The following is a 13,162-nucleotide window of genomic DNA, read 5'->3' on the forward strand; positions in this document are numbered from 1 at the left end:
GATTTCCGCGGCGTTTTTCATTTCAGGGCTTGGGATTTGTCGCACGCTGGAATATGATTCCTTGTTAAGAATCTTGTTATCGAGATAATTATGTCGCAGGAAGAGCTGAAAACACAAACCCACAAGCCACAAGCCAAAGATATCAAGGATGGCGTAGACACCATAGTCAGTCAGTGGCTGGCCGCCGGTGTTACTGATGATCTGCAACCTATGGAAGTCTTTGGTCGCCTGGCCAGAATACATAAGCATATAGAAACCGAAATCCTTCGCTGCCATGGCGAGTTCGGTCTGCGTCAGGGGGAGTTTGATGTGCTGGCAACCTTGCGTCGCAGCGGTGAGCCTTACACTCTGACCCCGGGGCAATTGCACCAGAGCATGATGCTGACCTCAGGCGCCATGACTAGCCGTTTGGATAAGCTGGAGCAGAAAGGGCTCATCTGCCGCAGTCACTGTACCGAAGACCGTCGGGCGGTGAATGTACAGCTTACTGCCGAAGGCAAGGCCAAGGTGGAGGCCGCACTGCCGGCCCATATGGCGGCTCAGCAGCAGTTGCTTAAAGGGATCTCGGTCAAAGACAGGCAAAAACTGGCTGCGCTGCTCAAGGGCTGGCTGGCTGAACTTGAGTCCTGAGCCTGATGAGCTTCCGGTGCAGACGACCGCGATGATCCGCCCCGGCAAGCCGGGGATTAAAAGCAAGCTGGCCTTTAAGTGACTTCAATCCTCCAGAGGGTGCAGATCCGCCACCAGATAGACCAAACACAAGCTGTTCAGTGGCATTACAGGGTTACTCCAGATCATCCGGGTGTGGCGTCCGGCTTCACCGAATACCGCCAGCAGCAGATCTGAAGCGCCATCCAAGGCTCTGGGGTGGTCGAAAAAGCCGTCGGCGACATTGAGCACTCCCTCGAGGCGGATAATCTGTTTTATCCGTGAGAGGTTTCCCAACGCCTGTTGCAATTGGGCTATGGCGTTGAGCGCCGCCAACTGACAGGCGGCATAGCCATCCGACAATTCCAGATCTACCCCTAGCCGACCCTGATACTTTATCTTGCCCTCTTCAAAGGGAAACTGGCCTGAGGTCAGTAGTTGATGGCCGCTGATCACTACAGGCTCGTAGTTGCCGAGCGCCGAAGCGACCCGGGGCAGACTCATTCCCAGGGCGTTGAGCCGCTGCTCAGGTGTGTCATGCATCATGATTCGATTCCTCACAGGTTTGACGACGCCAAAGGGGAGACAGCCATTGGGACAGGATAACCGGATGAGCACTCAGCCAACGTCCGGCAGCTTCTTCTGCGCTAAGGCCTTCGCGGTTGATGGCATAGTCCAGCTCGGCAATGTCCCTATTGAGCATCCGAATATTATCCAGCACCCGCAGCTGAGCCTGAGTAAAGTGACCGGCGGCATTTTCTGCCAGCAAGAGTACGGCGCGATCTTTGCCACCCAGCAGGCCTTTGGGATCCTTGAGTTCCCGTATCTTGTATTTATGATGCAAAAACTGGGGTTGCCACAGGGGCACCACGGCCCAGGCCTTGTGTTGCAGTGCATCCTCAAAGGCGTCGAAACATTGCTGCTCAGTGCCGGTATGGAACTCATAGCCGGCCTGTTGCAGACCATAATCCTGCATCATCTGTTTTGAGAAACGGCTGATGCCGGCACCCGGGCCAATGCCTTGAATGTGGCGGCGCATTTTCTCCAACACGTCTGGGCGCAGTAGATCCGTCACCGAATCCACTTGCTCTTGCGGCACATATTCTGGCACGCCCCAGAGGGCATAGGGTTCATAATGCAGCCCCAGTTCCCGCACCTCTAGATTTTGCCTGACCTTATCCAGATAGATGCCGTGGCTGTGGGGTAACCAGGCGGAGCAGAGCAGATCAAGCTCGCCCCGGCCAAGTGCGTCGAAGTTGGCCTGATGATCGGCAAAACTCAATTGCACCGATTTACCCATGATATCCAGCACATGGACAACAATGGCGGCAGTGGCCCGGTGAAAGCTGAGATTGGTGACTCCCAGCCGCAGCGGCGTTTCCCGTGATGCTGAAGTGACTGCTTGGTTTGGTATCGGGTTTGGCATGGGGTTTCTCCTGTCAATGGTATGGCCGTTAGGATCAGCGAAATCTCAGCTTGGGCATGGCTTCTCCCAGGACCTTATTGTCCGGTGAGAAGGGAAAAATCATCTCGACGGTAATGCCGTTGGGGTCTTCCAGAAACAGTTGATGTTCAAGAATTTCAGGGACCTGCCGCTCGCGAAAATGCAGCTTAAGTTCAAGCAGTTTGTGCTGCATGGCACTTAGGTCTGCGCCGCGAAAGGCCAGATGATCCACGACGCCGGAGCCATTGGTGCTGCGCCTTTGTCCCAGGTAGGCCTCGAGTGCCGGGTTTTGCTCGGCGACCACCAGATGCAGCACAGGTTTGTCTGCGGCATACAACCAATGGCCCGGAAAGGCGAACGCCGGGCGGTAGCCCTCGCTCAAGCCGACAACCCGGCAGTAGAAATCACGGGTCTGCTGCAGCTTACTGCTGCGCAGCGTGTAGTGATCCAATCCCTGAATATTCATGATGGACTCCTTGGTTTCAGTTTCCTGCTACACCGGCGCTCAAAGGTTTGAAGCGGAAGATGTAGTAAGGGGGTTGGTTTTCGGCCTTGCCATCGTTCAGCGGCGCAGACAGCGGCAGCTGTGCGGCGGCGCTGTAGAGGAAGCCATCGGCACCCAGGCTGACACCGTCTGGCCAGATCATTCTCGGATCTGCGGCAAAGGGGCGATACTCACGACTGCTTGCCGGAATAATGCCGATACGGCGCTCGCCGACTTCGGTGAGATAGAGATTGCCGTCGACATCTATGCTCAGGCCGCCGTTATTGGGTTTGCGGGCCCAAAACTGCACCTGATTGGCCAGCACGCTTGCCGGCAGGGAAGGATTGGCCAACGCCAACATGGGGATCCGGTACAGCTCCCCCTTGTTGAGCGGGGCAAAGTAGAGCCACTCTTCATCTTTATCCATGGCAATACCATCGACGCCCACATAAACGGGAATCGATTTCTGCCCGGCTGTGCCGGCATCTATCACTATCGGGCGCTTGGTGTCGGGCATCACGCTCGGGTGGCCCTGCAGTACCCGGCGGCTCTGGCCTGTTTTGAGATCTACCACCACCAGAGCAGCCTTGTCGCCCAAAGGCCCGGTGGCAATGCCTTCATCGGCGATAACAATCAACTGATGCTTGGGGGATATCAGTAAGTCATTGTGCTGCGACTCCGGCAAGGATACCGGCGAAGGCAAGTGGATAATCCGCTCCAGCTTGTCGGTATTGCTGTTCCAGGCCACCAGTTTAGGGGTGACTCTGGGGCTGGCCTGGCCCGAGTCCAGCAACCAGACAATGCCGTTGGCATCGGTACGCAGACCAAGAACCCAGTTGAGGCAGGTATCGGGATCTTTCTGGCTGCCGTCGGCGCGAACACAGCCTTGCCAGTCGCGGTTTGGAAATGGTTTGCTGCTGCCATCGGCGAGGATTTCCGCCACCTTGGTTTCAGGCTCGTAAAAGGGGTGAAAACTCACCAACATACGCCCGCTAGGCGTGAAGCTGATACCACCGACAGCCTGCTCTGTAGTGCGGTAGACCTGAACTTGGCTTTCAGAGAATTGCGAAGCGGATGCCTCGGCGGCTGAGATACCAAAGGAGACCATTGTGCCGGCCAGCAGGGTAGACAGAGTCAGGAGTTTCATCGGGTTGACTCCTTTCTTGGGCCGGCCAGCAGCACGAGTTCACTCTTGGCCAGGGTGTGTTGCCAGAGGAAGAAGCCGGTCAGCGCCGCTGAATAGTCGGGTTTTACCGGCAGTTTGGCCACATCCAGTGCATGGACTGTCCACTTGTATCTGTGCTGACGCCCCTCGGGTGGGCAAGGGCCGAAGAAACCGGGTTTTCCCAGATCTGTGTTTGACTCAATGGCGCCTTCCGGTAAGGGGCCGCCATCTTTGCCGCCCGGCAGGCTGTGGACATTGGCGGGAATGTCATATACCACTCTGTGCCAGAAGCCTGAACCTGTGGGAGCATCCTGATCGTAAAAGGTGATGGCAAAACTCTTGGTTCCTGCCGGCGCATTTTGCCAGTCCAGCCTGGGCGCCAGGTTGGCACCGCTGCAACCGAATTGGTTCCAGTAGTAGTCTGCCGGTATGACTCGATTGGCCGTTAATGAGCTTTTCAGTTGTAAATCTGCGCCATGGGCCAAGGGTTGTAATGCCAGAGCACCAAGCCCCAAAAGGTATCCGATACCGTATTTCATGGTGTAATATCCTTTAAATTAACGTGAATTTGGTTGATTGGCGTTATCATAGAGAAAAGCTTTCCTGGGATAAGCAGGCAGCCGTTGGCTTTAGTTTCAAAAATTTTTTGAAAAAAGGCGGTTTTGACTGAACCCGGGCTGACAGGAATTCAGATCCCGGCTGCGGCCATTAGGCTTTGGGGTTAAGGTAAGTCTGTGTGCCGATATGGCCGGGTTTGTGTGTTAACGGGATGGATTATGAAGCTGTTTATTCGTGTGGCTGTAGTGTTGGGGCTGGTGTTTCTGGCGGTGATCGCTCTTGGGATCTACAGGTTCAACTTCACCGAGGATGACCTCTATGTCAGGGAAAACGATATGGTGCGTCCACTGGCTGAATTCGATGGCGGGGCCAAGGGGGTGATGAAGCGGCTGTTCAGTCTGGATACCCGTGAACAGTTCAGGATCCGTTTGCCGGACAGCAATAAGTCAGTCACTCTTACCGGCTTTAAGGAAGAGCAGCATCTGGCGTTTGGCGAATATCAGGATGAAGTGGTTCGTGGGGAGGTGTTGCTCGATTACCGTAAGCTGACCCCTTTAAACTTGCCCGGCAATGCCGAATCCATGCAGTTTGTTGTTCCCTTCGCGGTGACAACCCAGGGCTCAGGTGTGTTCTGGTATTTGGGCATGTTTAGATTTGACTATCAAACCGGCGCCATTGCGCATCTGGCCAGCCAGTTTCTCGGCGACCGAATTGAGATTGAAGCCATTACCCCCAAAGAGCCGTTCGACCCGCCTTACAGCGTGACTTTGGCGCTGAAGACACGCACCCAGGAGCAATCCATGGCCGAAGCGCCGGGCGAGTATGTGGAACGCACTTTCTTTGTGACGCTTACCTCGATTCTGCCGTCTTCTTCCCAATAGGCGCCCGACTGAATGAGCCATGAATCTATGTCTCATCAGGCCGCTTTCCGGGTGCTGACAGACTTTTTCCTTGAGTTGGGGCTTGAACCCAGTGCTTTGGCGCCACTCTTGGATAAGTCTCAGCTGAAAAGTTGTCAGGCAGGTGAGGTGCTGCTGGCACAAGGTGGCAAACAGCAGTCTGGCTTTTTATTGCTCAATGGTCTGCTGCGGGCCTGCCACTATCTGAGTGATGGTCAGCAGCGCTGCAAAGAGTTCTATTTCCCTGGCGAATTTTGTCTGCTTTACAGCAGTTTTCTCAGTGCTGAGCCTGCCCGTTATCAACTTGAGGCACTGGAAAACAGCACTCTGGTGGTCGTGCCCCTGAGCCTGTTTGAGCTTGGCGGGTTTCAGCGCGCCGAGCTTTCATTGCTGCGTGCCCAGCTGCGCTACAAGGAGCAGAAAGAAGCTTTTCTATTACTCAAGTCGCCAGAGCAGCGCTACCTGTGGTTAAAAAATCATTGGCCACACTGGATAAGCGCCCTGAGCCAGGTGCAGTTGGCCAACTATATCGGTATCACCCCAGAGAGCCTCAGCCGCATTCGCCGGCGTCTTAACCTAAGTTAATGCCATCGCCTCAATGGCACAGCACAATAGCGGCCGGTTTCAATCTTCCGGGATACTGTGTTGTCCATTTTTGTTATTTCACAGCTGTTGGTCACTCTGGCGCTGTTTAGCGATCTTTTGTCATTCCAGTTCAGGCACAGGCGCGCCGTGCTCGCTTGTCTGGTGGTGTCGGGCCTGCTGATCGCGGCGCATTTTATCTTGCTCAACCACTGGAGCCCGGCCATTTTAATGTTGGTTGCCAGTGTCAGATTCTTTGTCAGTATCTTCACCGTCGACAGACGTCTGATGTGGCTGTTTATGGCCGCTTCGGTCACGGCCGTGGCCCTGAGTTTCAATCAATGGCTCGATCTTTTGAGTCTGGCCGGCAGTTTGTTGCAGACCAGGGCGGCCTTTTGCCGTGATGACAAACGATTAAGGGAGCTGATGTTTTTCGGCAGCGGTTGCTGGCTGCTGAATAACATCCTGTTGGGTTCGCCGATGGCGGTATTGATGGAGTCTGTGTTTATCGGCAGCAATCTGTTGGGATACTACCGTTTCTATCTGCGCCGCAAAGGCTCGGCGCCCGTACAAGGGGGCTAATTCATGCGCGCCTTGCCACCGATAATCTTGAATGCAGGCACGCCGCGGATCAGTGCCTGACGGGCGAAGACCTGGCCACAGCCGGGGCAGGTACAGGGCGTTTGCGTATGATCTGTCAGGATCCGTTCGACAAAACATTTAACCAAGGCGCCTTTGCCGCCCTTTCGATATTTGAACAGTTTTGCCTTGCAGCCGCAGCAGATGATTTCCACCGTCTGTTGCGGTCCTTTTTTATTGGGCTTACTCACTTGCCCGGCAGTTCGGTTTCCAGCTCAATATCAGTGCAGCCCTTGGGGCAGCGGATGCTGGCAAGCTCTGAGGTGGATTTTGCCGGTGGCAGGGTGGCACTCAAGGCTTGTTGGCATTTAGGGCAGGGCACTTTTTTACCGGCCAGCAGTTGTTTGATCAGATTCTTCTGCGCCTTGAAGGACTGGGCGCTGCTTTGGTTGATATTGGAAAAGTCGGCGGATTGAGCTGTCATAGGCAGTATCTGAATTCGTCTGTTACGGGTAAATAAGTCTGCAGCGATTATAGCCTTGCCGGCGTGGCAAATAAAAGAGGGGCGCCTGGCGCCCCCTTTATCAATGCAGCTTGAGGTGGGGATGGATTATCCGGGTTATCCCCTTGGCAAACATCAGCAGGGTGCCCTTGACCACGCCGTGCAGCTCTATCAAATGGCGGCGATAGAGAGAGGTATAAACAAATCTGGCTATCTTGCCTTCGACCATGACGCCTCCGCCAATGAAAGACATCAGGTTGCCGACCGTGTGGAAGCGTGACAGGTTCACCAGTGAACCGAGATCCTTGTAAAGGTACTCTTTCGAGGGAGTCTTGCCGCCGAGCATGGCTATGATGTTATCCGCTGTCATCAAGGCCATCTGCCTGGCGGCTTGGCCCCTTGGCGGCACCCAGCTGCCGTCCGGCTGCGGACAAGCGGCACAGTCCCCAATGGCAAAGATATGCTCATCCAGCGTGGTTTGGGCATTGGGTTTGACCAGCAGTTGATGGATATGATTGCTTTCCAGGCCGCCAATGCCGTGGAGAAACTCAGGCGCCTTGACCCCGGTGGACCAGATCACCATATCGCTCGGGATCTCTTCGCCTTCACTGGTAGTCAACGCCTTGGCCGTCACCTGGGTGATACGGGTATTGGTCATCACCCGGACTCCCAGAGTGCTCAGTTCTCTGGCGACTGCCGCTGAGATCTCTTCCTTTTCCACCTTGGGCAGTATTCGTTTGTCGGCCTCAATCAGGGTGACTTCCAACAGGCTGGTATCTATCTTGTAGCCAAAGCCCTTGAGCTGATCCACTGCGTGATGCATTTCGGCCGACATCTCCACCCCGGTGGCACCGGCGCCGACGACGGCGATTTTGATCTTCTCATCCAACTGTTGATGGCTGGCATAACGCATAAACTTGTTCAACAAGCGCTGGCGGATGGCCATGGCCTGTTCTGTGTTGTCGAGGAAGACGCAGTGTTCCCGCACCCCGGGAATATTGAAGTCGTTGGCGATACTGCCGATGGCAACCACCAGATAGTCATAGTCGATGCGCCTTGATGGCAACAGTTCTTCACCTCTGTCATCACAAATGGGCGCCAGTATCACTTGCTTGGCTTTGCGGTCTATGTCCGTCATGGCGCCTTGCTGAAAGTGATAGCCGTGAGCGGCTGCGTGACTGCGGTAACTGATGGCATCAACCCCGACATCCAATGCGCCTGTGGCGACCTCATGGAGTAGGGGTTTCCAGACATGGCTGTCGGCGACATCGATAAGCGTGACTCTGGCCTTGGCTTTGCGGCCCAGTTTATGGCCCAGTTTGGTGGCGATCTCCATACCACCGGCGCCGCCGCCGACGATGACGATATTGGCTAACTCGTGCATTTAATGGCTTTCCTGTTGCAGATTTAAAAACAAATTCTGTTATTCCGGCGGGCGAACTCGGTCGCCCTGATTTGCATCAACCCCGCAAGGCCTGAATGATTGAGATCTTTAGACTTTGGCCCGCGGTGGAAAGTCTAGCAGTGGCAGGGTTTGCCAACAATTGGCCTAAAAATGGATTATATTTGGGGTAAGTTTGAGTTTTCTTTTATTAGCTTTTGAAAAATAAGGAAATAATTTTCTCAGAAATGATATTATCTATCGGATTTGTGCCGGAATGAATTGAATAACTGTGATCTATCGCCGTTGTCTGTAGTAAATCTGTGAACTGGCGCTTGTTTGGCCGTATCTTTACCAGTAGATGACAAGGATACGGCCAGTTGAGAGCATTGCCTATGGAAGCTTGATTGACTCAGGTGTAATCGGCTCCAGGGCGGTTCAACCAAGGCTTTCCAGGCGAGCCTGACAGTCTTGATATATGTGCTCCACTATCTCTTCGACAGAGGTGTCTTTGGTGCACTTGTCCATAAAAACTTTGAGCGTGACCAGGGCATGGCCGCTGGGTTTTAATCTCTCGCTGATCATGGCGAAGTAAGCCTCCTCCTTTTCAGCCTTACGCACCACTATGTTCTGAAAACAAAATACCCTGTTACCAGAGTGAGCATGCCACTTACTGAGTCGGTCGAGGGCGATTTCTGCCGAGTGATTGATTTCGATGTGATTGCGCCATGTCGCTTCGGCGCTCTGATCCTGATAATGGGGGCAACGAACTGTGTAATTGATTATCTGGGTAATGGCTGTCATAAGGTATCCTGCCTGGTTGATTCCTGAATTTATCATAGGGGCTGAACTAACAATCGGCCACTGTGACAAGGGTTACAAACGCGGGGTGTACTCCTTATTGCTTGTTGCTCTTAATCTCATTTAGCCTGTATTCGACAGAAATAAACCGGGGACAGATCTCAAAATTTAGCTGTTGCCGAATAACCGTTGAAATGCTGAGCTGATGGGCTTGGAAGCTTGAAGCGAGTGGTAACTGAAAGAGAAGAGGCCCGCTCGGTGAGCGGGCCTCTTGTACAGCTTTCTCATTGCAGGGAAAAAGCAGACTGTGAAATTATATTACACATGTATCAAAGTGCGTTAGTGAAAATTTGGCAAATTTCCTCGTGAGTCGCCTGTTTGGGGTTGGTAAAGCCGCAGGCGTCTTTCAGAGCATTCTCTGCAAGCACAGGAATATCTTCGGCTTTTACTCCAATTTTTGTCAGGTTTTCAGGGATTTTTACTGCCGTAGCCAATTCTTTAATCGCCTTGATAGCTGCCGCAGCACCCTGTTCATCGCTCATGGCACTGACATCAACACCCATGGCTTTGGCAACATCTTTCAGTCTTGGAGCCGCGACCTGAGCATTGTATTCCTGCACATAAGGCAGCAAGAGTGCGTTACAAACGCCATGGGGCAGATCGTAGAAACCACCCAACTGGTGCGCCATGGCATGTACGTAACCCAGGCTGGCGTTGTTGAATGCCATACCGGCGAGGAACTGGGCGTATGCCATCTGTTCACGGGCCTGGATATTGTCACCATGCTCTACCGCATTGATCAGGTTGGCATGAATAAGCTCAATAGCCTTGATGGCGCAGGCATCAGTGATTGGATTGGCGGCGATGGAAACATAGGCTTCTACCGCGTGAGTCAGGGCATCCATACCGGTTGCCGCTGTCAGGCTGGCAGGTTTTTTCAGCATCAGCTCAGGGTCGTTGACCGAGATGATGGGGGTTGTGTGCTTGTCGACAATGGCCATCTTTATATGACGGCTTTCATCTGTGATGATGCAGAAGCGTGTCATTTCACTGGCGGTACCGGCGGTTGTGTTGATAGCCACCAGCGGCAACTGCGGCTTGGTGGACTGATCCAGGCCTTCGTAATCTTTGATGGAGCCACCATTGGCTGCAACCAGGGCAATACCCTTGGCGCAATCGTGTGGTGAACCGCCGCCCAGGGAGATCACGAAGTCACAGTCGTTGGCGCGCAACAACTCAAGGCCTGCTTCCACGTTACCAACGGTTGGGTTCGGTTGAACGCCATCGAATACAGTGGCGGTAATGCCTGCCTGACCCAGCTTTTCGGCGATCTGTCCCACCAGACCTATGCTGACCAGAGGTTTGTCTGTCACTATCAATGCCCGTTTGAATCCCAGAGTTTGGATATCACCGATAGCATCGTCTACAGCGCCCTGACCCAGGACGTTTACTGAAGGGATAAAGAATTTAGCAGCCATAAGTTCACCTATATATGCTGTTGAAAATGAAATCTGTATCTCTCTCTTGGTGTCAAATTACCAACTCATCCGACCAAAAAGTGTGAGGCAGCGCCAAGAACTGCGCCGAAAAGAAGGAAAATTAAGAGAAAGTTGAAACTAAGTGACATAAAAGCTGTTTTTATGACACAGATGCAGATAACGCCTTTCTTTCCATGATGGCAGCGGCTCCCACGGCCACCATATTACCCCTTAATACTTGTAGGGCCATTAGCCGAAAGCATGGAATTCTCGCGGATGGGGCGGGGAATTGCACCTTATGCTTGCCAGTAATATCGGGATATTGGGAAGTCAGGTTTACATTTTGGGTTGAACAAAATTTAAGCGATTGATTTATGCCAGAGGTTCATGCTCTCTATCTGACCGCCTATTTGGGTATTGAGATGCAGACGGCCGCCATAGCGGTAATCTGCCGCGGCAAAGGTGCGGTTCATACCAACAGAAACGGCTCTGGCTATGGTATAGGCGGTTCGGTAGCCCTGGTGGAATATTGCTTGTTCCATATGTGCCAGCAAGGTTCTGGCGCAGCCTTGTCCGCGGGCCTGTGGCAGAGTGGCGAAGTCTGTCATCTCTGCACTGAGACTCTTGGGATCCTTTTCGGCAGAAGCCAGGGCTATCAGTCGCCCTTGTTGGCGGATCCCAAAGTAGTCGACATCACTGGCCATGTTCTGCCGTAAAAATTCCGGATCTTCAATGGGGAAGGGGTAGCTGGGAAACACCTCGCTATAGAGCCTGGCCATCTGCGGCAGATCCTCTTCGCGGCAGCGACTGACCTCGGCCGCTGAATGGAATTCAGGCTTGATATCCGCCCTGGCGCGCTCCAGCAGGGTATCCAACTCCGGCATGGTGCGAAACTGCCTGGTTTTGTCCTGGTAGCGGGCGAGAAATACGGCGTCCTGGCCTTGATAAAAATTGGGGATCCTGGCTTCTTCGCTGAAACCATATGCCAAAAACAGACCGGCCTTGTGCTCAGGTAGCTTGGCGATGATTTTGCCGTAGCCATGTTGCAGCGCCAGGGCTCTCAGTGCATCCAGTAAAGGCCCGGGTTCGGCATTACCAAGGGAGATCAGATAGATGCGATCATTGGCCGGGCCATGCTGAATGTGGGCGCCGAGTAAGTTGAGTTGCTGATCAAATTGAGCTTGGGTCATGAGTCTGAACTGTCCTGATGCGAGGTGAGCCGGGGCTTGGGAGCTGGTTGGTGAATGATGTTGACCAGCACCAATAGACCGGCGGAGACCAAAATGCCATAGATACTGGGATCCAGACCGAGTTTAGCCAAGCCATCCGGCAGCTTGAGCAACTCTGTCAGTAGCGCCAGCGCAGTGAGGCCACCTCCCAGCATGGCGCAAAGTGCCGCTGTGGAGCTGACTCTGGGCCAAAACAGCGCCGCCAGAGTCGGGACAAACAGTCCGGAAACCATAAAGGCATAAGCATAGAGAATGGCATCCAATACCTGCCTGGCCTGACTGGCGAGATAGATGGCTACCAGCCCCAGCAATAGAGTGGCAATCATCGACAGTCTCAGGGTGTTGTTCCCTCTGGGATCCAGCCCGAGCAGATCTTGGGTCAGGTTGCCGGATGCCGCCATCAGGCAACTGTCGGCGGTGGACATGATGGCGGAAAAGTATGCCGCGATAATCAGCCCGGTAAAGCCCATTGGCAAGAGATCGCGGATCATCGCCGGCACCGCCATTTCACTGTCCATATGTGGCAACATGACTCTGGCGCACATCCCCAATAAAACGCCGGATATCGCCATCAGGGGATATTCAAGCACCCCGGCCAGATACCAGGCGCGCTTGGCGGTGGCGCTATCTTTACAGGCAAACATTCGCTGATAGAGAGTCATGGCAATCAGCCACACGGGTGTGATGGTGAGTAGCCAATTGATGGCCGTGATGGGATCTATAGAGGTCAGTGACATATGGGACGGCGGCAGATTGCGGCTCAACCCCTGCCAGCCACCGACCTCGACCAGGGCGTAGGGCAGGGTAAAGCCAATCAAGCCCAGCAATAAAATGAGCCACTGGACGCTGTCGGTATAGATAACCGCTTTGAGCCCCCCAAATACAGTGTAAAGTATGGTGGTTCCGCCTATCACCCAGAGTGCCAACTGCAGCGGCGGCAAGGCATCGAAGCCCTTGGGCAGCAGGGTCGCGGCCGCCAGTTTGGCACCGGCGAGGATCTGCGCGCCGGTAAACCCCAGATACCCGATACAGGAGATCAAGGCGGCCAACATGGCGACTCTGGCCCCGAATCTGTGCTTGAGCAGATCCGGATAGGTATAAAAGCGCTCGCCCTGCTCCAGACGTTTGACCCTGGGAATAACAAACACAGCAGATAACCAGGCCCCCAGCAAACCGGTAAACAGCAGCCAACTGCCCGCCAGCCCCATACTGAAGCCGAGACCGGCAAGACCTATGGAAAATCCGCCGCCCACATCCGTGGCGGCAATGGAAAAGCCTACGTGCCTGGCTTTGATATTGCGGCCACCGAGATAGTAGTCATCGCCGTCACTGTGGCGTTTGAAGTGGAAGTAACCAAACCCCAGTAAACCTACGAGGTACGCCAGGAAAATCCCATAATCCAAAGGGTGCAT

The 13,162-nt window shown here is 53.9% G+C and carries 16 protein-coding genes; 4 read left to right on the forward strand and 12 right to left on the reverse strand.

The features are described from left to right. Nucleotides 1-90: 90 nt before the first annotated feature. The gene (locus ACWAU4_RS06555; RefSeq protein WP_107110979.1) at nucleotides 91-630 is read left to right on the forward strand and encodes a MarR family winged helix-turn-helix transcriptional regulator; all 540 of its coding nucleotides are present in this window, start codon (nucleotides 91-93) and stop codon (nucleotides 628-630) included. 84 nt (nucleotides 631-714) lie between these two features. Here ACWAU4_RS06555 and ACWAU4_RS06560 read toward each other — a convergent pair whose 3' ends face one another. The 5 genes from ACWAU4_RS06560 to ACWAU4_RS06580 are packed head-to-tail and all read right to left on the reverse strand — an operon-like array spanning nucleotide 715 to nucleotide 4,280. Next, the gene (locus ACWAU4_RS06560) at nucleotides 715-1,194 is read right to left on the reverse strand and encodes an Atu1372/SO_1960 family protein (protein ID WP_243882045.1); all 480 of its coding nucleotides are present in this window, start codon (nucleotides 1,192-1,194) and stop codon (nucleotides 715-717) included. Then, nucleotides 1,184-2,074 (reverse strand): glycine betaine ABC transporter substrate-binding protein, encoded by an 891-nt coding sequence (locus ACWAU4_RS06565; protein ID WP_025011408.1) that lies wholly within the window; start codon nucleotides 2,072-2,074, stop codon nucleotides 1,184-1,186. Before ACWAU4_RS06565 ends, ACWAU4_RS06560 begins: the two co-directional genes overlap by 11 nt. 34 nt (nucleotides 2,075-2,108) lie before the next feature. After that, complete coding sequence (locus ACWAU4_RS06570; RefSeq protein WP_208194030.1) at nucleotides 2,109-2,558, reverse strand: VOC family protein; 450 nt, start codon at nucleotides 2,556-2,558, stop codon at nucleotides 2,109-2,111. Nucleotides 2,559-2,574: 16 nt separating this feature from the next. After that, nucleotides 2,575-3,723, reverse strand: a complete 1,149-nt coding sequence (locus ACWAU4_RS06575) for an L-dopachrome tautomerase-related protein (RefSeq protein WP_208194031.1) — start codon at nucleotides 3,721-3,723, stop codon at nucleotides 2,575-2,577. Then, the gene (locus ACWAU4_RS06580) at nucleotides 3,720-4,280 is read right to left on the reverse strand and encodes a YbhB/YbcL family Raf kinase inhibitor-like protein (RefSeq protein WP_208136712.1); all 561 of its coding nucleotides are present in this window, start codon (nucleotides 4,278-4,280) and stop codon (nucleotides 3,720-3,722) included. The genes ACWAU4_RS06575 and ACWAU4_RS06580 overlap by 4 nt, the downstream gene beginning before the upstream one ends. Before the next feature lie 237 nt (nucleotides 4,281-4,517). Between ACWAU4_RS06580 and ACWAU4_RS06585 the strand changes: the two genes are divergently transcribed. Genes ACWAU4_RS06585 through ACWAU4_RS06595 form a run of 3 tightly spaced genes read left to right on the forward strand, consistent with a single transcriptional unit; the run spans nucleotide 4,518 to nucleotide 6,362 of the window. Continuing rightward, nucleotides 4,518-5,180, forward strand: a complete 663-nt coding sequence (locus ACWAU4_RS06585; RefSeq protein ID WP_109248559.1) for a hypothetical protein — start codon at nucleotides 4,518-4,520, stop codon at nucleotides 5,178-5,180. A gap of 12 nt (nucleotides 5,181-5,192) precedes the next feature. Beyond that, nucleotides 5,193-5,783, forward strand: a complete 591-nt coding sequence (locus tag ACWAU4_RS06590; protein ID WP_208194032.1) for a Crp/Fnr family transcriptional regulator — start codon at nucleotides 5,193-5,195, stop codon at nucleotides 5,781-5,783. 60 nt (nucleotides 5,784-5,843) lie between these two features. After that, nucleotides 5,844-6,362: a YgjV family protein gene (locus ACWAU4_RS06595; protein ID WP_208194033.1), complete on the forward strand. Its 519-nt coding sequence runs from the start codon at nucleotides 5,844-5,846 to the stop codon at nucleotides 6,360-6,362. On the opposite strand, the gene ACWAU4_RS06600 is transcribed toward ACWAU4_RS06595, so the two are convergent. The 7 genes from ACWAU4_RS06600 to ACWAU4_RS06630 all read right to left on the reverse strand — a co-directional run bounded on the left by ACWAU4_RS06600 (nucleotide 6,359) and on the right by ACWAU4_RS06630 (nucleotide 13,162). After that, entirely contained in the window at nucleotides 6,359-6,610 is a 252-nt protein-coding gene (locus tag ACWAU4_RS06600; protein WP_028778989.1) for a hypothetical protein, read from the reverse strand. The two genes, ACWAU4_RS06595 and ACWAU4_RS06600, sit on opposite strands and share 4 nt — an antisense overlap. Beyond that, nucleotides 6,607-6,843, reverse strand: coding sequence for a hypothetical protein (locus ACWAU4_RS06605; protein ID WP_025011415.1), 237 nt, complete (start codon nucleotides 6,841-6,843; stop codon nucleotides 6,607-6,609). The genes ACWAU4_RS06600 and ACWAU4_RS06605 overlap by 4 nt, the downstream gene beginning before the upstream one ends. Before the next feature lie 100 nt (nucleotides 6,844-6,943). Next, nucleotides 6,944-8,245 carry an NAD(P)/FAD-dependent oxidoreductase gene (locus ACWAU4_RS06610; RefSeq protein WP_208162041.1) on the reverse strand — a complete coding sequence of 434 codons (1,302 nt, stop codon included), beginning with the start codon at nucleotides 8,243-8,245 and terminating at the stop codon, nucleotides 6,944-6,946. A gap of 435 nt (nucleotides 8,246-8,680) precedes the next feature. Continuing rightward, entirely contained in the window at nucleotides 8,681-9,046 is a 366-nt protein-coding gene (locus ACWAU4_RS06615; RefSeq protein WP_025011417.1) for a hypothetical protein, read from the reverse strand. A 326-nt stretch (nucleotides 9,047-9,372) separates the two neighbouring features. After that, a complete protein-coding gene (gene yiaY, locus ACWAU4_RS06620) occupies nucleotides 9,373-10,521 on the reverse strand; it encodes an L-threonine dehydrogenase (protein ID WP_028778990.1) in 1,149 nt (382 codons plus the stop codon). Nucleotides 10,522-10,880: 359 nt separating this feature from the next. Then, nucleotides 10,881-11,711 carry a putative beta-lysine N-acetyltransferase gene (gene ablB / locus ACWAU4_RS06625; RefSeq protein ID WP_028778991.1) on the reverse strand — a complete coding sequence of 277 codons (831 nt, stop codon included), beginning with the start codon at nucleotides 11,709-11,711 and terminating at the stop codon, nucleotides 10,881-10,883. Beyond that, nucleotides 11,708-13,162 carry a sodium:solute symporter family protein gene (locus ACWAU4_RS06630; protein WP_208125637.1) on the reverse strand — a complete coding sequence of 485 codons (1,455 nt, stop codon included), beginning with the start codon at nucleotides 13,160-13,162 and terminating at the stop codon, nucleotides 11,708-11,710. The genes ablB and ACWAU4_RS06630 overlap by 4 nt, the downstream gene beginning before the upstream one ends.

The organism is Shewanella sp. FeAMO, assembly GCF_053653955.1.

What these genes read in the sequence shown, in the direction of transcription:
- ACWAU4_RS06555 (WP_107110979.1), top strand. Translation starts at nt 91, where the DNA reads ATGTCGCAGGAAGAGCTGAAAACACAAACCCACAAGCCACAAGCCAAA.
- ACWAU4_RS06605 (WP_025011415.1), bottom strand. Translation starts at nt 6,843, where the DNA reads ATGACAGCTCAATCCGCCGACTTTTCCAATATCAACCAAAGCAGCGCC.
- ACWAU4_RS06630 (WP_208125637.1), bottom strand. Translation starts at nt 13,162, where the DNA reads ATGCACCCTTTGGATTATGGGATTTTCCTGGCGTACCTCGTAGGTTTA.
- ACWAU4_RS06585 (WP_109248559.1), top strand. Translation starts at nt 4,518, where the DNA reads ATGAAGCTGTTTATTCGTGTGGCTGTAGTGTTGGGGCTGGTGTTTCTG.
- ACWAU4_RS06570 (WP_208194030.1), bottom strand. Translation starts at nt 2,558, where the DNA reads ATGAATATTCAGGGATTGGATCACTACACGCTGCGCAGCAGTAAGCTG.
- ACWAU4_RS06610 (WP_208162041.1), bottom strand. Translation starts at nt 8,245, where the DNA reads ATGCACGAGTTAGCCAATATCGTCATCGTCGGCGGCGGCGCCGGTGGT.
- ACWAU4_RS06565 (WP_025011408.1), bottom strand. Translation starts at nt 2,074, where the DNA reads ATGCCAAACCCGATACCAAACCAAGCAGTCACTTCAGCATCACGGGAA.
- ACWAU4_RS06575 (WP_208194031.1), bottom strand. Translation starts at nt 3,723, where the DNA reads ATGAAACTCCTGACTCTGTCTACCCTGCTGGCCGGCACAATGGTCTCC.
- ACWAU4_RS06590 (WP_208194032.1), top strand. Translation starts at nt 5,193, where the DNA reads ATGAGCCATGAATCTATGTCTCATCAGGCCGCTTTCCGGGTGCTGACA.
- ACWAU4_RS06560 (WP_243882045.1), bottom strand. Translation starts at nt 1,194, where the DNA reads ATGATGCATGACACACCTGAGCAGCGGCTCAACGCCCTGGGAATGAGT.
- ACWAU4_RS06615 (WP_025011417.1), bottom strand. Translation starts at nt 9,046, where the DNA reads ATGACAGCCATTACCCAGATAATCAATTACACAGTTCGTTGCCCCCAT.
- ACWAU4_RS06580 (WP_208136712.1), bottom strand. Translation starts at nt 4,280, where the DNA reads ATGAAATACGGTATCGGATACCTTTTGGGGCTTGGTGCTCTGGCATTA.
- yiaY (WP_028778990.1), bottom strand. Translation starts at nt 10,521, where the DNA reads ATGGCTGCTAAATTCTTTATCCCTTCAGTAAACGTCCTGGGTCAGGGC.
- ablB (WP_028778991.1), bottom strand. Translation starts at nt 11,711, where the DNA reads ATGACCCAAGCTCAATTTGATCAGCAACTCAACTTACTCGGCGCCCAC.